General features: G+C 69.4%; 18 protein-coding genes. 1 reads left to right on the top strand and 17 read right to left on the bottom strand.

Annotation, left to right across the window (positions count from 1 at the left end; genetic code table 11):
- Positions 1-21: 21 nt before the first annotated feature.
- The 11 genes from E1285_RS46560 to E1285_RS11730 all read right to left on the bottom strand — a co-directional run bounded on the left by E1285_RS46560 (position 22) and on the right by E1285_RS11730 (position 11,524).
- Positions 22-597, bottom strand: a complete 576-nt coding sequence (locus E1285_RS46560; protein ID WP_132151104.1) for a TetR/AcrR family transcriptional regulator — start codon at positions 595-597, stop codon at positions 22-24.
- Between the two features lie 94 nt (positions 598-691).
- Positions 692-1,012: a VOC family protein gene (locus E1285_RS11775; RefSeq protein WP_132151102.1), complete on the bottom strand. Its 321-nt coding sequence runs from the start codon at positions 1,010-1,012 to the stop codon at positions 692-694.
- Positions 1,009-1,992 (bottom strand): LLM class flavin-dependent oxidoreductase, encoded by a 984-nt coding sequence (locus tag E1285_RS11770; RefSeq protein WP_132151100.1) that lies wholly within the window; start codon positions 1,990-1,992, stop codon positions 1,009-1,011. The genes E1285_RS11775 and E1285_RS11770 overlap by 4 nt, the downstream gene beginning before the upstream one ends.
- Positions 1,993-2,000: 8 nt before the next feature.
- Positions 2,001-2,981, bottom strand: a complete 981-nt coding sequence (locus E1285_RS11765) for an enoyl-CoA hydratase/isomerase family protein (RefSeq protein WP_132151098.1) — start codon at positions 2,979-2,981, stop codon at positions 2,001-2,003.
- Between the two features lie 49 nt (positions 2,982-3,030).
- A complete protein-coding gene (locus tag E1285_RS11760) occupies positions 3,031-4,017 on the bottom strand; it encodes an LLM class flavin-dependent oxidoreductase (protein WP_132151096.1) in 987 nt (328 codons plus the stop codon).
- On the bottom strand, positions 4,014-5,579 hold the full coding sequence (locus E1285_RS11755) for a class I adenylate-forming enzyme family protein (RefSeq protein WP_132151094.1): 1,566 nt from the start codon (positions 5,577-5,579) through the stop codon (positions 4,014-4,016). The genes E1285_RS11760 and E1285_RS11755 overlap by 4 nt, the downstream gene beginning before the upstream one ends.
- On the bottom strand, positions 5,576-6,589 hold the full coding sequence (locus E1285_RS11750) for an LLM class flavin-dependent oxidoreductase (RefSeq protein ID WP_165966569.1): 1,014 nt from the start codon (positions 6,587-6,589) through the stop codon (positions 5,576-5,578). The genes E1285_RS11755 and E1285_RS11750 overlap by 4 nt, the downstream gene beginning before the upstream one ends.
- Entirely contained in the window at positions 6,586-7,668 is a 1,083-nt protein-coding gene (locus E1285_RS11745; RefSeq protein ID WP_132151090.1) for an LLM class flavin-dependent oxidoreductase, read from the bottom strand. Before E1285_RS11745 ends, E1285_RS11750 begins: the two co-directional genes overlap by 4 nt.
- Before the next feature lie 87 nt (positions 7,669-7,755).
- On the bottom strand, positions 7,756-8,766 hold the full coding sequence (locus E1285_RS11740; protein ID WP_132151088.1) for an acyl-CoA dehydrogenase family protein: 1,011 nt from the start codon (positions 8,764-8,766) through the stop codon (positions 7,756-7,758).
- Positions 8,767-8,779: 13 nt separating this feature from the next.
- Positions 8,780-9,931: an acyl-CoA dehydrogenase family protein gene (locus tag E1285_RS11735; protein WP_132151086.1), complete on the bottom strand. Its 1,152-nt coding sequence runs from the start codon at positions 9,929-9,931 to the stop codon at positions 8,780-8,782.
- Between the two features lie 51 nt (positions 9,932-9,982).
- Entirely contained in the window at positions 9,983-11,524 is a 1,542-nt protein-coding gene (locus E1285_RS11730; protein WP_165966568.1) for an AMP-binding protein, read from the bottom strand.
- A 163-nt stretch (positions 11,525-11,687) separates the two neighbouring features.
- Between E1285_RS11730 and E1285_RS11725 the strand changes: the two genes are divergently transcribed.
- A complete protein-coding gene (locus E1285_RS11725; RefSeq protein WP_165966567.1) occupies positions 11,688-12,572 on the top strand; it encodes an MBL fold metallo-hydrolase in 885 nt (294 codons plus the stop codon).
- Here E1285_RS11725 and E1285_RS11720 read toward each other — a convergent pair.
- From E1285_RS11720 to E1285_RS45505, 6 genes are read right to left on the bottom strand one after another with little or no spacing between them, the layout of a single operon-like run.
- Positions 12,546-14,126: an AMP-binding protein gene (locus E1285_RS11720; RefSeq protein WP_132151080.1), complete on the bottom strand. Its 1,581-nt coding sequence runs from the start codon at positions 14,124-14,126 to the stop codon at positions 12,546-12,548. The two genes, E1285_RS11725 and E1285_RS11720, sit on opposite strands and share 27 nt — an antisense overlap.
- Positions 14,123-15,646 (bottom strand): AMP-binding protein, encoded by a 1,524-nt coding sequence (locus E1285_RS11715; RefSeq protein ID WP_132151078.1) that lies wholly within the window; start codon positions 15,644-15,646, stop codon positions 14,123-14,125. The genes E1285_RS11720 and E1285_RS11715 overlap by 4 nt, the downstream gene beginning before the upstream one ends.
- Positions 15,646-16,143: a VOC family protein gene (locus tag E1285_RS11710; protein ID WP_132151076.1), complete on the bottom strand. Its 498-nt coding sequence runs from the start codon at positions 16,141-16,143 to the stop codon at positions 15,646-15,648. Before E1285_RS11710 ends, E1285_RS11715 begins: the two co-directional genes overlap by 1 nt.
- 32 nt (positions 16,144-16,175) lie before the next feature.
- Positions 16,176-17,078 (bottom strand): SDR family NAD(P)-dependent oxidoreductase, encoded by a 903-nt coding sequence (locus tag E1285_RS11705; protein ID WP_132151074.1) that lies wholly within the window; start codon positions 17,076-17,078, stop codon positions 16,176-16,178.
- Positions 17,075-18,274, bottom strand: coding sequence for an acetyl-CoA acetyltransferase (locus E1285_RS11700; protein WP_243722723.1), 1,200 nt, complete (start codon positions 18,272-18,274; stop codon positions 17,075-17,077). The genes E1285_RS11705 and E1285_RS11700 overlap by 4 nt, the downstream gene beginning before the upstream one ends.
- Positions 18,264-19,670, bottom strand: a complete 1,407-nt coding sequence (locus tag E1285_RS45505; RefSeq protein WP_165966566.1) for a hydroxymethylglutaryl-CoA synthase — start codon at positions 19,668-19,670, stop codon at positions 18,264-18,266. The genes E1285_RS11700 and E1285_RS45505 overlap by 11 nt, the downstream gene beginning before the upstream one ends.

Here is a 19,670-nt window from a genome sequence, read left to right as displayed (position 1 = left end):
ATCTCACCGGCCCCTCCCGGGTCAGCGACGTGGTGGGAGGGACTTCGTGTCCAGGGCTGTCATGAGGGGGAGGATGTGCTCTCGGATTTGTGCCTCCTCGGGAGAAACGCCCTGGAGGAGCAGGTGATGGATTATCAGGGCCGGGCCGCTGTCAGCCCGGGTTCGCAGGTCGGGGACCGGGCCTATCACCCGGCGTAGGTGCTCGAGGGTGGCCTCACGAGCGGGGTGGAGCTCTGCCTCGCGTACTGCGGCGGCCACCTCCGAGGTCGGGTCGGTCAGCAACACCGCCAGAAGCGCGCCGCGATTGCCGAGTTCTTCGGCGAGCCTGATGAGGCACGAGACCAGGTCTTCGACCGGGTCATCGGTGGGCTCCACCTCGGGGGCGGGTGCAGCGGCGCGCAATGCGTCGACGACCAGGGCGTATTTGGTCGGCCAGCGCCGGTACAGCGAGCCCAGCCCGACCCCGGCCCTGTTTCCGACGTCGGCCATGCGCAGCCGTTCGTAGCCGCCACTGTCCAGCAGGGCCAGCGTCTCGCGCAGAATCGCCCGGTCAACGGCGGGGTCGCGAGGGCGCCCCCGCCTCCCGTTGTTGCTCATGGTTGTCAGTATAGGAAACGGCCGTTTCCGTAATTCCTTCCCTTGGCGGCCGCGATCACGGGCTCGGGCGTCGTGATGCTGAGGACGATGTCGTTCATGGCAGTCGCTCGTAGAGGACCACGGGGTTGCCGCCCGGGTCGGCGACCACCACCCGGCGTTCGTGCGGGCCTCTCACCGGCTCCCCGGCTGACAGGCGTGCGGCATGCGTGTCCAGGTCGTCGACCTCGACGCTGATCACCGTCCGGCCCGCGACGGGCTGCTGCGACTCATCCGCCAGCCCGATGGTGGTCTCTCCGTCGGTAAGGGCGGCGTACCGGTCGCCATCGCGGAACCTCATCGTCAGCCCGAGGGAGTTGTAGAACCCGAGCTGTGCCTCCAGGTCGGTGGCCGGCACGATCACATGACCGATCTTCATTTGCGGAACCTCGGCATCACTTCGCGTGCGAACCTCTCCACGATTTCGAAGGACCTCTCGATCGGCAGGCCGAGCCACTGCGCCCGGAAGACGAAGTGGTTGTAGCCGGCCTGCGCGAAATCCTGGATCATGGCCGTGATGTCGTCGGGCGACCCGAAGAACAGAGCCTTCTGCTTGATGCCGTCCCACTGCGTGTCGAAGTAGTCCATGCCGTACTGGACGTACTCGCCGTAGGAGGCACGGACAGCGGCGCCGGCGACCTCATACGCGTCATCGAACGAGTCAGCGAGGCACAGGTCGCGATGAATCGGGAAGACCGCATCGTCCTCGCCGTAACCGGCCGCCTTCCGTTCGGCCCGGTAGTCGGCGAGATTGCCGACCGCCCAGTTGCGGCGGACGTTCGACGGCGCGATCCAGGGAAGCCCCTGACGGGCGATGCGTTGGATGCCGATCGGGCCGTTCGCGCCGACCCACACCGGAGGTCCGGGTTTCTGTGCCGGCAGGACGCTGCACCGCACGTCTTGGAACTCGAAATGCTTGCCCTGGTGCGAGACCTTTTCACCGGTCCACAGCTTCTGCATGCATTCAAGGGACTCGTTCATCCGCGAGACTCGCGTACGGCGTTCGATACCGAACGCGTTGAACTCGTCCTCGCGGTATCCCGACCCGATGCCCAGGACGAACCTGCCGCCCGACATCTGGTCGATGGTCGCGATCTCCTCCGCCCAGTGCACCGGGTGCCCCATCGGGAGGATGAGGATGCCCGTCCCGATCTGCATGTCGCCCGAGTGGTCGATGAGCCGCGACAGCAGCGGCAGCGGCTGCGGCGTGCTCAGGGACGAGAGGTAGTGGTGGATACCGAACACCGAGTCGTAGCCGAGGTCCCGGATGTGCTGGGTGAACTCCACCAGTTCGCCCGTGCGGCGGTTGATGTCGTCGCCGAACTCGTACTGGTGGTCGAGGAGGACTCCAAACTTCACGGCGGTTCCTACTCCTCCTCCGACTGGGACGAACGGCTCTCGCTGAGGCGGAAGTACGGCGCGACCATGTTGTCGCGCTCCTCCAGGGCCTTCGCGACCCCCTTCTCACGCCGCTGCCTGAGGAAGTTCCAGTCGCCCTCCTCGAAGCTGACGTTGGTGGCCCAGCCGTGTCCGACCCAGCCGGTCATCGCGCCCAGTCCCTTGCCGCGGGCCTCCATGACGATCTGCATCATCGACTTGCCCATCATCAGCGAGTCGAGCGGCATGACCGCGATCGCGTCGGCGTAGTCGTCGACCCACCTCTCCAGCTCGTCCGGCTCGACGACCTTGGTGACCAGGCCCTTGCGCTCGCCCTCCTCGGCGCCGATCGCGCGCATGGTGAGCATGACGTCCTTCATGGTCGTCAGGCCCACCTTCTCGATCCAGTGGTACATGTCCTGTGGCCCGGGGCCGAGATACCGGAACGCCGGGTGGGTGAACCGGGCGTTCGGGGTCGCGATGACGATGTCGGCGGACAGCGCGATCTGGAAGTGACCGCCGTAGCAGTAGCCCTGCACCTGGCAGATCGTCGCCTTCAGCGACTCGATGATCGGGCGGGTGAAGCCCGAGCTCAGCACGTTGCGGTCCGGGAGGATGCGCTGGCGCTGGGCCGGCCGGCGGCGCGACGCCTTGTCGGTTCCCGACTTGTAGCCGATGTAGTGGCCCAGTTCGGCGGCGTCCGCGCCGGTGCCGAAGTGGTCGCCCTCGCCCTTGAAGACGATGACCTTGACGCGGTCGTCGGTCTCCGCCTCACGGACCAGGTCGCCGACGCGCTCGAAGGCGGCCACCGGGATGGCGTTGAGCCGGTCGGGACGGTCGAAGGTGATGGTGGCGACCGCGCGCTTCTCGTCCACGTGGTACTTCACGTACGACGCGAGGACCTCCGGGTCGACCTCCATGTTCGCGACGTCCCACTGGTTCTCCAGCAACTCTGATTCGGTCTTCTTCACGGCTCTCCTCAACTGCTCATGGATGGGTCGGTGGCCCGCTGGGCCGATGTCAGCGAAACGCGGGGAAGACCTCCGCGGCGAACAGCCGCAGGGAGTCGTGGATCTTCTCGGCCGGCATCCCCAGCCAGCCCGGACGAAAGATGACGTGGTTGAAGCCCATGTCCCGCAAGGCGCTGATCCGCTCGATGAGGAACTCCGGGGACCCCAGCAGCAGCGTGTTCCGCACCAGGTCGTCGAACCGGTCGCGCTGCCATCGCAGCGCGGGATACTCGGCGTACGTCGAGTACTCGACCCGTGCGTGGGGCAGCGCCGTCTCCACGGCCTCGTCCACACTCGGCGCGCAGTACAGCTCCACGCCGATCGGCCGCTCGATCGAGGCCGTGTCCTTGCCGAACTCGGCGAGTGCCTCGTTGTAGACGCCCAGGTGCTCGGGCAGGTACTTGCGGCTGGGCGAGTTGCCTGGCGCGTACCAGGCATCGCCCAGGCGCGCGGCCCGCCGCACCGCCTTCTTGCCACCGGCGCCCACCCAGATTGGCGGGCCGCCCGGTGTCAGCGGGCGGATCCCGATCGAGGCATCAGAGAGCGGGTAGAACTCGCCCTCGTGGTCGACCGTCTCACCGGACCACAGGGTCCGGACGAGACGGATGCTCTCGTCGAACCGGCGGAACCTGGTCTCGGGGTCGACGCCGAACGCGGCGAACTCGTTCTCGCGGTAGCCGGCACCGACCCCGAGGACGACCCGCCCACCGGACAGATGGTCGAGAGTGGCGAACTCCTCGGCCACATGCACCGGATGGAACAGCGGCAGGAGCAGGATCCCGGTCCCGAGCGTCATGTCGCCGGATCTCGGGATGAGGCTCGCCATCATCGAAATGGGCTGCGGCGTGGCCAGGTTCGACTGGAAGTGGTTGATCGTCCACACCGAGTCGTAGCCCAGTTCGGCGGCCAGCTCGACGGTCCCGAACAGGTCGTTCAGGTGCTTTCCGAGGTCGTCGCCGTGCGGGTACTGGTGCGACGCCATGATGCCGAACTTCATTTGTGCGATTCCTTCCCGGGGTCGGGCACTGACGCGCGGCTGACCTTGCCGGTCGCGCTTCGCTCCAGCTCGGGGACGAACTCCACCAGCCGCGGGGTCTTGAAGTGGGCGAGCCGCTCACGCGCGAGCGCGGTCAGGGCGTCGGCGAGGTCGCGGTCGGGGAACTCGGCGTCGGTCCGGCGGACGACGGTCGCGACCGGGATCTCGCCCAGCCGGTCGTCGGGCCTGCCGAGAACGCGGACGTCTCGCACGAGCGTGTGCTCGCGCAGGACGTCCTCGATCTCCTCCGGCCACACCTGGAAGCCGCCACATTTGATCATGTCTCGCTTGCGGCCCGAGAGCCACAGCACGCCGTCCTCGTCGACGTGCCCGATGTCGCCGGTGTGCACCCAGCCGTCGCGGACCAGCGCGGCCGACGCCTCCGCATCGTCCACGTAGCCCTTCGTCAGCTCGGACCGCACGACGATCTCGCCCTCGGATCCGGCCGGGAGGGCGATGCCTTCGTCGCTGCGAATCTCCAGCTCCACGCCCGGGTACACCCGGCCGGCCGAGCCCGGCTTCCACAGTCCGGCCTTCATGTCCCTGCTGTTCCAGCCTGCGATGTGCCCCGACTCGGTCGAGCCGTAGTTCATCAGGATCGGGACGCCGTAGCGCAGCTCGAAGTCGCGGCGCACCGTCCACGAGATCGCCTGGCCCGCGACGAGGATGTGCTTCACCCCCTCGAACGGGAGGTCGCGCTCGGCGTGCAGGATGTCGAAGACCATCGTGGGCAGGAAGAAGAAGTTGTCGAACGCGAACCGCTCCATGAGGACGGCGAGGCGCTCCACCCCGAATCGCTCCCAGACGACCGCGCCGCGCCCGACGAAGTAGGCGAACAGCAGCGAGTGCTGGCCACCGGAGTGGAACAGCGGCAGGGCGATCAGGTTGGGCCTGGCGTCCGGTGCCGCCGTCCCTTGCTCCTCACTGCCGGTCGAGACCCGGGTGAGCCGCTGCAGCGAGCCGAGGGTCCCGCCGTGCGTGACGCTCACCGCCTTCGGGCGCCCGGTGGTCCCGCCGGTGAACAGGATGCACGACTCGCGGTCTCCCTCGACCTCGACCGCGCCGACCCGGGCCTCGCCGCCCCACTCCAGCGGCCGGACGCCGGCCACCGGCGTCCCCGGAGCCGCCGTCGGCCCCACCGACCGGACGATCACTTGGGCGGCGTCGAAATCGTTCAGGACATCGACGCGGCGGACATCGACCAGGAGGAGCTTCGGATCCGTCTTCGCGACGGACTCCGCCAGCTCTGAGGCGTTGTAAAGGCTGCTGATCGTGACCGGAACGGCGCCGAGCTTCCACGCGCCGAACAGGAAGAACACGATCTCCGGGCCGTTGGTCAGGTAGAACGCGATCCGGTCGCCCGCGCCGATGCCCTCCGCCGCGAGCGACTCCGCCACGCCGCCGGCGAGGAGGTCGATCTGGTCGAAGGTCCAGGACCGGCCGTCCTCGCCGTGCAGGCCGATGCTCTGGCCGCGGTCGCGGGCGCGCGCTTCGAGGATCCCGGCGAGGTTCGTGCCGCTCATCGCGACGCCCCGTCCATCGGTGCCGCCCCCTGCTCGCCGAATCGCGGGACGACCTCGGCGCCGAACCGTCGGATCTGGTCCATCGTCTCCTCCTGGCCGCCGCCCACGAACTGGAGCCGCAGGGACACCTCGGTGATGCCGAGTTCCGTCTCCCAGCGGCGCAGCTTGGCGACGATGTCGTCCGCGGTGCCGATCAGGCAGTCCTCGGCCATGTACCGGTCGATGTCGATGCTCTGGGCGTCCTTCCACGACTTGTAACCGGCGTACTGGCGTTCCATATGAGGCCGCACCGCCGCGATCGCCGCCGCACGGGTCTCGGCGATGAACGCCTCGCGTGCCATCGGGTACTCGCGTTCGAGCGGGAACCCGTGTTCGGTCAGGGTGTCTCGGTAGATCGTCAGCATCGCCGCGAGTTCCTCGTCGTCGCCCTTCGGGCCGATGAGCCACGGTGCGTCCAGACCGGCCGCGCGCCGGAGGGCGGGCTCGGCGAAGGCGCCGATCCAGATCGGCGGGCCACCCGGCTGGACCGGTCTCAGCGGCAGGGACGCCCCCGGCACCTCTCCCCAACTGCCCGCGAGATCGGTGGTCTCGCCTCTCCACAGCGACCGGAGTGCCGGCACGTACTCGCGCAGGCGCCGCAGGCGGTCGTCCCAGGCGACGCCGAACGCCGCGGTCTCGCGCTTGCGGTACCCCGCGCCGATTCCGACGGTCAGGCGGCCGCCCGTGATCACGTCGAGGGTCGCGAGGTCTTCGGAGAGCGCGATCGGGTTCAGCAGCGGCGCCAGAAGGACGCCGAACCCGATACGGATCCTCGTGGTCGCACCGGCCAGGTATCCGGCGAGCGGAACCGGCTGAAGGAACGCCGACTTCGCAAGGTAGTGGTGTCCGAGGTAGACGGCGTGGAAGCCGGCCTCCTCGGCGGCGACGGCCTGCCGGAGGACGTCGTCCAGCCCTTCGACCGCCGATGCCGATGGGTCGAACTGGGCGCTCAGGAAGGCGCTGATCTTCACCCCGCGACCGCCTTGGCGGACGATGTGGCCGCGTCCTGCGCACGGAAGTGCGGGATGACCTTGTCGGCGAACTCCTCCATCGACCTCAGGGCGGCCTTGCGGTCGAGGCTGGGAATGCGGAGCCAGCCGATGTAGTGGTTGATGCCGAGTTGTTCGCGCAGCATCTCGATGGTGTCGATGACCTGCTGGGCCGAGCCGAAGTTGCCGCCGTGGGTCAGGGTCTGCTCAAGGGTGAGCAGGTTGATGTTCTTGGCGACCGCCTCGTAGTAGGCCCGCTCCTTCTCCATGGCCTGTTCCGAACCCGGGATGACCTTCCCCACGGACCGGTAGTAGTTCAACGCGGCCTGAGCAGCCTCCCTGAGGCCTTCCTCGCCGTCGCCGCACCAGACCTGCTGCATGAACGGCAGGTCGTAGGAGGCGATGTCGAACCCGTTCTCCTCCATCGCTGTTCGGTACAGAGAGAAGTTCTTCTGCATGATGCCGAGCGGCGTGAAGTTCGGTGAGGTGATGATGGGTTCGCCGATCGCACCGCGATCACGGAAGCTCTCCGGCGACACGGTGCCCTGCAGGATCGGCGGCCCACCCGGCGTGAACGGCCGTGGGTACGTGGTGACGTTGTCGTAATGCAGCACTTCACCGTGGTAGCTGAAGTTCTCCTGCGTCAACGCCAGCCGGAGGACATCGAGGGTCTCCTTGTACCGGACCTTTGACTCCTCTAGCGGGATCCCGAAGCCGGCGAACTCGGCGGGCTGGTAGCCGCGACCGACACCGATCGTGACCCGGCCACCGGAGAGCACGTCGAGAGCCGCGATGTCCTCGGCCAGCCGGAGCGGGTTGTGCAGCGGGAGGACCAGGACAGCGGTGCCGATAGTGATCGACCTGGTGCGTTCGGCGATCGCCATGGCGAAGCTCACCGGGCTGCCGAGGATCCCGTACTTGGAGAAATGGTGCTCGGCCAGCCACACCGAGTCGAAGCCGAGCTCGTCGGCGAGCCCGATCTCCTCCAGGGTCTCCCTCAGCACCTGGTGGTCCGATGCCCCGTCGCTCACGGGGAACAGGTTCATGATCCCGAACTTCACTGTCGCTCCTATATTCCGACCAGTCGGTATGTTATCTGTCGAGTGAAAAGCCGGCAAGGAACCGGCCTTCTCCGCGCCTGCCCGCCCCTAGGCGCCCCGCCGCCGCTGAACCTGCAGCTCACCGACGCGGCGCCGGTGCCACGAGCCCCGGCCGAGCCACGCGTCGAGCACGTGCGCGCGGCGCAGGAACAGGTGCGGATCGGCCTCCATCGTGATGCCCATGCCGCCGTGCACCTGGACGCAGCGTTCCGCGGCGAAGACCGCGGCCTTGCCCGCCGCCGCCTTCGCGGCGTGGACGAGGCTCTCCGCCTCGGGCCGTCCCGTGTCCACGGCCCAGGCGGCGTACAGGGTCAGATCCCACGCCGCCTTGCGGTACTTGACCGCGTCCGCCAACTGGAACGCCACGCCCTGGAACGAGCCGATGACCCGGCCGAACTGCTCGCGGGTACGGGCGTGCCCGGCCGCGAGTCCGATGGCGCCCGCGGCGACACCGCACAATTGCGCGGCGGCGACGAGCGCGGCGCGCCCCGCGCCCGAGCCGACCGGCCCGGCGTCTCGCGGCGCGGAGAAGGTCACGTCGGACAGCGGGAGCGACGGATCGAACGACTCCCGCAGGGTGATGCCCGACGGGACCGCCGTCCAGGCGCCGCCGGTGCCGAGCACCACGACCCCGCCCGCCTGGGCCGCGTACGGCACCAGCGTGCGGACGAGCGGGTCCACGCCGCCGCCGGGCCATCCGGTGGCACCGGGAACGTCGACCGCGGGCGTGAGGACCGTGCGGCCCGCCAGCACATCGCCGGGGAGCTCGCCGAGCCCCGTGGCCAGTTGCACCGCCGCGGCATGTGCCGGGAACCGGCTTGGTACCAGGTGCTCGCCGAGGACCTCGACCGCCACGAGGAGGTCGACCAGGGACGACCCCACACCGCCCGCCGATTCAGGCACACCGAGCAGGCCGAAGTCGGTGAGCAGGACGGCGTCGCCGCCGGGCGGCCGCCATTCCCCCGCGAGCGCGTCGCGGGCGGTGACCTTCTCCTCCTTGGCGATCGAGCGGATGGACTCCTGGATGTCCAGCTGCTCCTGCGTGAACGTCGCTTTCATTCCGCCACTCCGCTCAACGTGAACGGGGCAGGCTCAGCACCCGCTCCGCAAGGATCGATTTCTGGACCTCCTCCGTGCCGCCCTCGATGGTGTGGGCGCGCGAGCGGAGGTAGTGACGCATCCGGGCCTCGGCTCCCGCGCCGTCGAGCAGCACTCCGCCGGCCTCGTCGAGTTGCACGGCCAGGCGGTTCGCGTCCTGGACGACGCCGGCCCACAGGCTCTTCAGCGCCGAGGTCTCCGCGCCGGGCGCGCCACCGGCCCGGGTCTCCCCGACCATGCGCAGGGAGCCGATACGGACGGCTTCGGCGTCGCAGCGCAGCGCGCCGATCGCGTCGAGGAACCCGGAGTCGTCCGCCATGCCCTTCTCCAGAGCGAGGTCGGTGAGGCGGTCGACGGCCTGGCGCGCCCAGACCCAGAGGCTGAGCGCCATGCTTCCGCGCTCGAAAGCCAGGGTCGTCAGCGCGACCCGCCAGCCGTTCCCCGTGCCGCCGAGGACATCCTCGTCGGGCACGAACACGTCGTCGAGGAACATCTCGTTGAACTCGGTGTCGCCGTTGATCATGACGAGCGACCGAACCTCGAACCTGTCCATCGGCGCGAGGAGGTAGGTGATGCCCTCGTGCTTGGGCGCGTCCGGGTCGGTGCGCGCCAGCAGGAGGCACTTGGACGCGTTGTGGGCGTTCGACGTCCAGATCTTCGAGCCGGTGACGCGCCAGCCGCCGTCGACCTTGACCGCCGCGGTCTGCAGGCTCGCCAGGTCCGAGCCGGAACCGGGCTCGCTGAACCCCTGGCACCAGTAGTCGGTGCCGTTCAGGATGCCCGGAAGGTGGCGGGCCTGCTGCTCGGCGGTGCCGTGCGTGATGATGGTCGGCCCGGCGAGGTACATGCCGACGCCGTTGAGGGCGTACGGCGCGCCGCGCAGCTCGGCCTCCTCGTTGAAGATGGCCTGCGAGATCGCGTCCATGCCACGGCCGCCGTGCTCGACCGGCCATGAGAGCCCGGCCCAGTTCGCCTCGCAGATGCGGTCCTGCCACACCCGGGACCAGTGGGTCCGCTCCTCCTCGGAAAGGCTCTCCTGGTCCGGGACGCCCTTGAGCGCCTCGTCGAGCCAGGCGCCGACCTCCCGGCGGAACGCCCGCTCGCCGGCGTTGTCATCGAAGTCCATGGTCCCCCGTCCGCTCGCTGTCTTCTTGGGCCCGCACCCCGTCCGGCACCGTCACGCGGATACCTCCTCGGCATCGGCCAGCCGGGCCTTGTAGAGCTTCCCGTTCGGGTCGCGCGGCAGCGTTGCGTGCACGAAGTACTCCTTGGGGAGCTTGGGCTTGGCCAGCCGGCCGGTGAGGTGCTCGCGGATGGCCGCCACGGCGGCCGAGGCAGCCGGTGCGGCATCGCTCAGGACGATGTGCGCGGCCGGGACCTCGCCGTAGTCGGGATCCGGGACGCCGACGACACCCGCGTCCGCGACCCACTCGTGCCCGATGAGGGCACTCTCGATCTCGGCCGGGTACACGTTCACGCCCCCCACCAGGATGAGTTCGGCGGCACGGCCGGTGATGTAGAGGAAGCCGTCCTCGTCCACGTGCCCGACGTCCCAGACGGTCATCAGGCCGCCGCGCCGCGAGCCGTCGGTCTTGCCGGGGTCGTTGTGGTATTCGACCTTGTCCTCGCCTTGGCGCATGTAGACGATGCCGGTCTCGCCGGCCGCGACCTCGTTCCCCTCGCGATCGAGGATCTTCAGGGTCGAGATCGACGCGGGCCTGCCGACGGTGCCGGGGTGGTCGAGCCACTCCTGCGGCCGCGCGACCGTGGTACCGACCTCGGTCGAGCCGTAGTACTCGTAGACCACCGGGCCGAACCAGTCCATGATCCGCTGCTTGACCTCCATCGGGCACGGCGCCGCGCCGTGCAGCACGTACCGCAGGGACGAGACGTCGAAGCCGTCACGGACCTCCCCCGGAAGCCGCAGCAGCCGGTGGAAGTGCGTGGGGACCATGCTCGTGCCGGTGACCCCGTGCTCCTGGACGCGCCGGAGGAAGCCCTCAGGCGTCCAGCCGTCCATCAGGACCAGGGTGCCGCCCCAGTTCAGCGCGCCGATCGCCGGCGTGATGTTGGCCGAGTGGTACATCGGCGCCGAGACGAGCCAGGAGGCGAACGCCTCGCGATGCATGCCGAACTCGTTGAAGAGCCACACGTACGTGAGGGCGCCCTGGTCGGCGCTGACACCGCTGAGGGGACGCTTGACGCCCTTCGGACGGCCGGTGGTGCCCGACGTGTACATCATCAGGGACCCGTTCGGGGTCTGCTCCGGGTCGGTCGCCGGCATGCCGCCGGTCAGTTCCGACATCGGACGGGCGCGCGATGCCCTGCCATCGACGAAGACCTCGACACCGGGACGAACCGCCGCGAGCACCGTGTCCTCGACGCGCTCCGAGCACAGGACGACCTTGGTGTCGCTGTCCGCAAGGATGTAGGCGATCTCCGGAGTGGTCAGGTGGTAGTTGATCGTGACGAGGTAGACGCCGGACTGCATCGCCGCCAGGTACGCCGCCGCCATGGCGGCGCTGTTGCTCATGACCACGGCGACCGTGTCGCCCTCGTTCACCCCGCGGGCGCGCAGTCCGTGACAGATCCGGTTCACCTCGGCGAACAGCTCGCCGTAGGCGATGCGCTCGTCGTCGGCGGTGATGATCGCGCACAGGTCCGGGTCGGACACGGCCCATAGGCGGAAGCCGACCTGTTCCCGCGTCTGCTCGCTCATCTCGCTCCTTGAACTACATTCCGACCATTCGGTATCTTTTTCGTCAGAGTAGATGGGATCAACCACCATGTCCATACCTGTCAACGCACGACATGCCTCGGCTTACCGGGCCCGTGACGTTCCTGCCCCGCTGCAGGTCACGGATGGTGTCTGGGCCGTTCCGGTGCCACTCCGCGGCAGCCCCCTCGGCTTCATCACCGTCTTCCTCATCGAGACGCCGGAAGGGCTCGTCCTCATCGACGCCGGCTACGAACACCCCTCCTGCTGGGAGTCGTTCACCAGGTCCGTCGCCGAGATCGGGCACGACCTCGCGGCCGTGCAGCTGGTGCTGCTCACCCACAACCACCCCGACCACGTGGGCTTCGCCGACCGGGTCCGGGCGGCGTCCGGCGCGAGGGTCGTCATGGGGCGCGACGACGACTTCTCCCATCAGAACCGTGTGCGCGGCGGTGGGTTCCTGGTCCAGCTGGGCAGGGCCCTGGAGCAGACCGGAGCGCCGCGTGAAGTGATCGACGGCATGTACGGCGACGCGATCGGGGTCGCCAGGCATTCGGAGAGCCTGGACCTCGATCTGGCCCCCGAGCGCGACAGCGAGCACGTTCTCGGCGACGTCACGATCCTCGGGCTCCACACACCCGGGCACACCTACGGGCACACCGTCTATGTCGACACCTCGCGCGGCGTCGTGTTCACCGGCGACACGATGATGGCCGAAGGACCGACCCAGCTCGCCATCCCCAGCCTGCCCGGGGACGATCCCGCCGGCGACCTGCTCAGGTCCCTGGATCGCATACGGGACCTCGAGGTCGAGATCGCCTGCCCGGCGCACCAGTTCCCGTACCGGGACATCGCCGCGCGCGCCGACGAACTGAAAGCCTTCCACCAAGCCGAACTCGACACCGTGGAGAGGCTCCTGCGGACTCACGACTCCGCGTGGGAGATCGTGCCGCACCTCAAGCGGACCAAGCCGTGGGAGGAACTCGGCACCGGGACCAAGCGCTTCGCCCTGATTCATACGCTGTCACTCATCCTCGGCGTCACCCGGTGACCAGCGCCGGGACTGCTCCGGATAGGCCCAATCCGGAGTCATGGCCGGGCGGAGCTCCCGCAGGGCCCGCTTGAGGACCTTGCCCGAGGGGTTGGTGGGGAGTTCCTCGACGACGTAGACCTCTTTGGGCACCTTGAACTTCCCGAGCCGCCGGCGCACATGCTCGATGAGGTCGTCGGCCACCAGTCCCGGCTTGCCGACGACGAAGGCGACCGGCACCTCGACCCACCGGGGATGCGGAGCCCCCACCACCGAGGCCGCCAGGACCAGCGGGTGATCGGCGAGGACGTTCTCGATCTCGGCGCTGGACATGTTCTCGCCGCCGCTGCGGATCATGTCCTTCAGGCGGTCCCGGATGTAGAGGTAGCCGTCGTCGTCGAAGCAGCCGACATCCCCCGTGTGGAACCAGCCGCCGCGGAACGCCTCGGCGGTGGCCGCCGGGTCGTCGAGGTAGCCCGGACTCACCTTGGGGCCGCGAGCGATCACTTCGCCGTCCTCCCCCACTCCGGCGTCGTTCCCTTCGGCGTCGACGACCCTGACGTCCACCCAGGGAACGGGCAGGCCCACCGAGCCCTGCTTGCTCTCCATGTGGGCTTCGTCCAGGTACGTGAGCCCGCTGCATGTCTCGGTGAGGCCGTAGCCCTCGATCAGGCGCGCGTTGGGGAAGAGCCCGCGGGCGACCTTGAACAGTGCGGACGTGACCTGGGAGAAGATCAGCCAGCGCACCGACGACAGGTCCGCGCCGGTCGTGTCCGCCGCTCGGCGGATCATGTCGAGCATGGTCGCGGCGACCACCATGCCGGTGATGCCCTCGGCCTCGATCGCGGTCAGGATGCCGGCCGGCTCGAACCGCCGCTGGACGACCATGCAGCCGCCGGCATGCCAGATCGCGTATCCGGGAAGGTCGGTTCCGCCGACGTGGTACAGCGGCGCGAAGTTCAGGATCCGGTCGGTCGGTCGAAGACCCAGTTCGACTATCTGGGCGTGCATGTTGGCGTTCACGTTCCCGTGGGTGAGCATCACGCCCTTCGGCAGGCTCGTCGTCCCGGACGTGTACACGATGCGCTGGAGTGCCGCGTCGTCCAGTTCGACGTCCCGGACCCTCTCGCCCCGGTGGGCCGCGGTGAGCGCACGCAGGTCCGTCCAGGTGCCGTCGATGGGTTCGAGCGCGAGCCGGCGCACCAGTGGGAGCCGGGCGACCGCCCGCGCGGTCAGCTCCGCGAACTCGGGGACGGTCGCGACCGCCTCGACCTCGGCGCGCTCCATCAAGTGCTCCAGTTCGCCCGGTGCGAGCCGATAGTTCAGGGGCACGCACACGGCGCCGAGCTTGGCCAGCGCCAGGGACAGCATCAGGAATTCCGGGACGTTGTTCGCGACGACCGCGACACGGCCGCCCTGGGCGACACCGTCCGCCGCGATGCCGGCGGCGAGCGCGTTCACGTCGGCGTCGAGTTCGCGGTACGTCCAGCGCCGGTCCTCGAAGACGAGCGCGTCCCGGTCGGCGAAGCGGACGGCGTTGACGCCGAGTATCCGCGCGAGGTTCGCCGTGCTCATGACGCGCCCTCCTGTGCACGCAGCTTCGTCTTCAGGACCTTCCCCGAGTCGTTGCGGGGAAGGGAGCCGACGACGCTGACGTACTTGGGCACCTTGTACTTGGCGAGATTGTCCAGGCAGTGCCGCTGGATGTCCTCGGGTGTCACCGCCGCGGACTCGTGCAGGATGACGAAGGCCTTGGGGACCTCGTCCCACTTCTCGTCCGGGACGCCGATGACAGCGACCTCCGCGACCTGCGGGTGCTGGGCGATGACCCGCTCGACCTCGGCCCCGGCGATGTTCTCCCCGCCGGACTTGATGAGATCGGCGTGGCGGTCGACGAACCAGAGGTAGCCGTCCTCGTCCATCCGGCCGACGTCTCCGGTGAGGAACCAGCCGTCGCGCCGGGAGCGCTCGTTGGCCTCGTCGTCGTTCCAGTATCCGGGCGAGATCTTGTCACCGCGCACGATGATCTCGCCTTCGACGCCGGGCGGCACCTCCTTGAAGCCCTCGTCGACGATGCGGATGTGAACCCCTGGGAACGGGGCCCCGAGCGCACCGAGCTTGGACTCCTCGTGGGCCGCGTCCATGTAGCAGACGCCGTTGCAGAGCTCGGTCATGCCGAACGTGTCGACGGTGCGCACGTGCGGGAGGACGCTCTTCACCCTGCGGCGCACGCTCGGCGCCACGCCGGCGAAGAGCAGGTAGCGCAGGGCACCGAGGTCGGGACGCGGGTCGAGGTCCAGGATGCCGAAGAGGATCTGGGCGGCCAGAACCATCCCGGTGATGCGCTCTTCGACGGCGATGCGGGCGATGTCCTCGGCCTGGAACGTCGGCGTGAGGACCATCGTGGCCCCGGCGACGAAGATCGCGAGCCCGGGTGCCTCCAGGCCGCTGACGTGGAACAGCGGGGCCGAGATGAGGATCCGGTCGTCCTGCGTGAGCTCCAGTTCCAGAATCTGAGCCCGGTGGTTGGCGACCAGGTTGCCGCACGTGTGGACGACGCCCTTGGGCCGGGCGGTGGTGCCTGACGTGTAAAGGAGCCGATGGATGTCGTCCGGGCCCTTCTCGGCGTCGTCGACGCGGACGCCCGGCGGCTGCGCGTCGAGGAGCGTTCCAAGGCGCGCGGCGTCCGGAATGGCGTCCTGCCCGTTCGCGATGACGACCCGCAGCCCCGTGTTCGCCTTCAGGTGGGCGGCGTCGTCCCGGAAGTCGTCGTCGTACAGCAGGCAGGTGATTCCGGCCTGGCCGACGACGTACGACTGCTCGGCGGCGTGCAGGCGCCAGTTCAGCGGCACGACGACGGCGCCGATGCGGCTGACCGCCAGCAGTTCGATGACGTAGGTGGCGGTGTTGCGCCCGAGGACGCCGACCATGTCCGCCGCCGTGATGCCCGCGGCGAGCAGGGCGGCGGCGTGCCGGTCGACGTCGGCGTCCAGCTCGGCGTACGTCCAGCGCCTGTCGTCGCCGACGAGCGCCTCGCGTCCGGCACGGCGGAGCGCCTGGACGCGAAGCGTCTCGCTGAAGTTGCTCGTGGCCATCAGTTCGTCGCTTCCCCTCCGCGGAATGCCCGGATCTCCTCCCGGCTCGGCAGGCTGACGAACTCCAGGAGGTTGCCGTCGAGGTCACGGGCGGCGAACGCCGTGATGTAGCCGTAGTTCTCCAGGAGCACCCGGTGCGGCGGGCGGACGCATTCGGCGCCGAGCCCCGAGATCCGCTCGTAGACCTCGTCGATCTCGTCGCGCGGGACCTGGAAGCTCAGCAGGAAGACGCCGAGCTCGAGATGCCCGGCGGTCGCGGTGCGCTTCTTTGTACCGTTCCACTCGATGAGCTCGAGCTGACCGATCTGGCTCGGGCCCTGAAGGTACTGCACCTTGCCGGTGGTCCCCTCCGGGAGCCCCAGGGACTCTTCGATCCCCGGCCCGCCGACGTCGGTACGCAACGTCTTCTTGTAGCCGAGGGCCTTCTCGTAGAAGTCCGCGGCACGGTCGAGGTCCGAGACGGTCATGGCTACGTGATGGACTTCGCTGACGGGCATGGATCTCTCCTGGATGGGCTTGGGGCGAAGGGCTACGCGCCGAGAACCTTCTGGATGAGCGCGATCTCGTCCTCTCCGCTCCGGGGGACGATGTAGTCGTCGAGCGAGCCGATCTCCTCGATCGCCTCGTGGATGTCACCGGGCGACGCCGGTCCAGGCCCCGAATACCAGCCGGGCGTCACGCCGAGGAAGATCCGCCCGACGCGGCCGCCGCCGACGGTGAAGATCTGCCGGTTGAGCTCGCACTGTTCGGACGCCAGATACGTCGCGACCGCCGCGACATGCCGCGGGTCGAACCGGTCGGCGAGATCACCCAGGAGCCCCTCGGTCATGCGCGTGGCCGCGGTCGGCGACACCGCGTTGACGAGGATTCCGCGGCGGGTGCCCTCCAGCGACAACACGTTCATCAGGCCGATGAGACCCGCCTTCGCGGCGGCGTAGTTGGCCTGGCCGAAGGTGCCCAGCAGCCCGGACGACGAGGTGGTCAGCACGATGCGCCCGTAGCGCTGCTCGACCATGTGCTTCCACGCCGGGCGCAGAACGTTGAACGCGCCCCCGAGGTGGACGTCGAGGACGTCGGTGACGTCGTCGTCGGCCATCTTCCCGAAGGATCGGTCCCGCAGGATGCCGGCGTTGTGGATGACGGCGTCCACGCGGCCGAACTCGTCCATCGCCCGCCGCACCAGGGCGGCGCCGCCCTCGACGGTCGCCACCGAATCCGCGGACGCGGCGGCGACGCCGCCCAGCCCGCGGATCTCCGCGGCGACCTGCTCGGCGGCGCCCGAGGAACCCGAACCGTCCACCGCTCCGCCGAGGTCGTTGACGACCACCTGTGCCCCGTGCTCGGCCAGCATGAAGGCGTGGGCGCGTCCGATGCCGTTGCCCGCGCCGGTGACGATCACGACCCGGCCGTCGAAGCCGACCGCCCCGGTCACAGTTCGCTCCCGAAGACGGCGACGAACGCGACCGAGGAACCGGGCTGGCCGCCCAGGTTCTGCGCGAGGGCGAGCCTGGCGTCCGGGACCTGCCGCTCGCCGGCCTCACCGCGAAGCTGGGTGAAGCACTCGAACATCATGCGCAGTCCGGTGGCGCCGATCGGATGGCCGAAGGACTTCAGGCCGCCGTCGGTGTTGACCGGTAGGGCGCCGCCGAGGTCGTACCTGCCGTCGAGGATGTCCCGCCAGGCCTTGCCGCGCTCGGAGAAGCCGAGGTCCTCCATGAGGACGACCTCGGTGGGGGTGAAGCAGTCGTGCACCTCGGCGAGCGAGATCTCCGTCGCCGGGTCGGTCACGCCCGCCTGTTCGTAGGCCTGCTCCGCGGCGGTGACGACCTCGGGGAACGTCGTGAAGTCGTACCCGGTGGCGGCGAGCCCGGCACCGGATCCGGCGACGAAGCTCATGCCCCTCAGGTACACCGGCTTGTCCGTGTACTTGTGGGCGTCCTCGGCACGGACGATGACGGCCGCCGCCGCTCCATCGGACACACCGGAACAGTCCATCACGCCGAGCTGGCCCGCCACACGCGGGGACCTCTCGACGACCTCGGCCGTGACGGCCTTCTGGAACTGGGCGCGCTTGTTGAGGGCACCGTTGGCGTGGTTCTTCACCGCGACATGGGTCAGCGCGCTGCGCATGTCGCCCTCACCGACGCCATGTGCCGCCTGGTAGGCGGGGGCCAGCAGCGAGAACCCGGCCGGAGCCGTCCAGTCGACGTCGGTCCCGTCCGCAGGGGGGAAGACCGCGGACAGGCCGGACTGCGAACTGTCCTTGAGCTTCTCGACACCGGTGGCCATGACGATGTCGTAGGCGCCGGACGCGACGCCGAACACGGCGTTGCGGAAGGACTCCGACCCGGTCGCGCAGTAGTTCTCAACACGGGTCACGGGCTTTCCGGCCAGGCGCAGCGGGCGGGCCAGGACCTGGCCGGAAAGGCCCGTCCCCTGGGTGCCGACCCAGAACGCGTCGATGTCGCTCAGCGACACCCCGGGCAGGGATTCCATGCAGTCGCCAACGGCGTCGACGATCAGGTCGTCGGCCGAGGAGTTCCAGTGGTCACGGAAAGGCGTGCACCCCATCGCCACGATGGCGACGTCGTGGGCCATGCGCCTGGTCGTCTTCGGTTCAGTCGTCACTGGTCGTGGCCTTCCACGGACGGAGCTTCCAGAAGTAGTTGTGGATCGCGTCGGTGGTCCACAGGCGGCGGAACGTAGGGCGCATCTCCATGCCCACGGCCACGGCCTCGGGCGCGACGTCGGCCGCGTAGGCGTTCAGCCGGCCGCCGCGGGTGCCCTCGACGTCGAAGTCCGCAATGACGATCGCGACTTCGTCCTCGGGCATGGTCGTGAGATGGTCCCGGGTGACCGAGACGACGGTGGCCACCCGGTCGCGCAGCGAGATCTTGCCCGGATCGCCGGTGCCCCCGGCGATGCCGCAGGACGCGCAGACCCGGCTCGGCGGCGTGGTGATGCCGCCGCAGGCGTCACAGAGCCCGCCTTCGAGCCGGTGCTTCCAGCCGGCCCGGCGATGCATCGGCGGAGCGGCCGGGGCCGGCGCGGCCGGACGTGCCGGACCCTGGACATCGAGCAGGCCACGCCAGCGCAGGTACCGGCCATAGGCGATGGCCTCCCGGTCGGCGAGCTGCTCTCGTACCGAACGTCCGCCGCGCACGGATTGGACCCTGTCTCCGACACGGAAGACGAAGGCGTCGGCACCTTCGGCCGCCGAGAGCAGCAGGATGGTCTGTCCCGGCTGGGCCGTGTCCAGGGCCGCGGCGAGGAGAAGGCCCGGGTGGGCCGCACCGGTGTAGCCGGTGAGCCGCTCGATCTCGGCGTCCGCACCGGAGGCGCCGAGGGCGCGGCGGAGCATCGCGGCGGCGCGGGCGTTGGAGGACGCGACGGCGACGTGGTCGACGGCGTCCAGTCCGGCGCCGGCCAGGGCGCGGTGTGCGGCCTCCTTGGCGCTCGCGACCAGGATCTCGGCGGTGAACCGCTCATCCCAGACGTGATCGTGGCGCTCGCCGGGGAGCCGCCACCGGTCCAGCACCTCGGCGGTCCGTCCAGCGCGGGACAGCAGGACGGCCGCGGCGTCACCGGCGGTGAACGCAACTGCGGCGTCGCCCTGTGCCAGCTCGTCGGGCGCGTGGGGCCGGGTCGTGCGGACGTCGCTGAGCGCGGCGGTCGCGCCCGACCGAAGGACCAGGTCGAGCACCGTCGCGCCCGACCGGTGGCCGCGCATGTCGGCCGCTGCCACGCCGGGGTCCAGGCCCAGGGCCTCGTGCACGATTCCCGCCGAGGTCTTGCCGTCGTAGGGCGCGTTGGTCGTGGCGAGGAGCAGCTGGCCGCCCCCGGGCGAACCGGTTGTGATCTCCCGTAGCGCCTCGACCGCCATCGTCACGGTGTCCTCGTCGAACGCGGCGACACTGCGTGCCCGCCCGCCGGAACGCGGCTCGGCGCCCTCAAGGCTGTTGCTGGTCAGCGCGTACGCGGGCAGGTATGCCGCGTACGCGCCGATCCCGTTCTGCTCGGGCAT

It is taken from the genome of Actinomadura sp. 7K507, assembly GCF_004348425.1.
GTDB lineage: Bacteria > Actinomycetota > Actinomycetes > Streptosporangiales > Streptosporangiaceae > Spirillospora.
The sequence above is the reverse complement of the archived record's forward strand: the minus strand, read 5'-3'. Positions and strand labels throughout refer to the sequence as shown.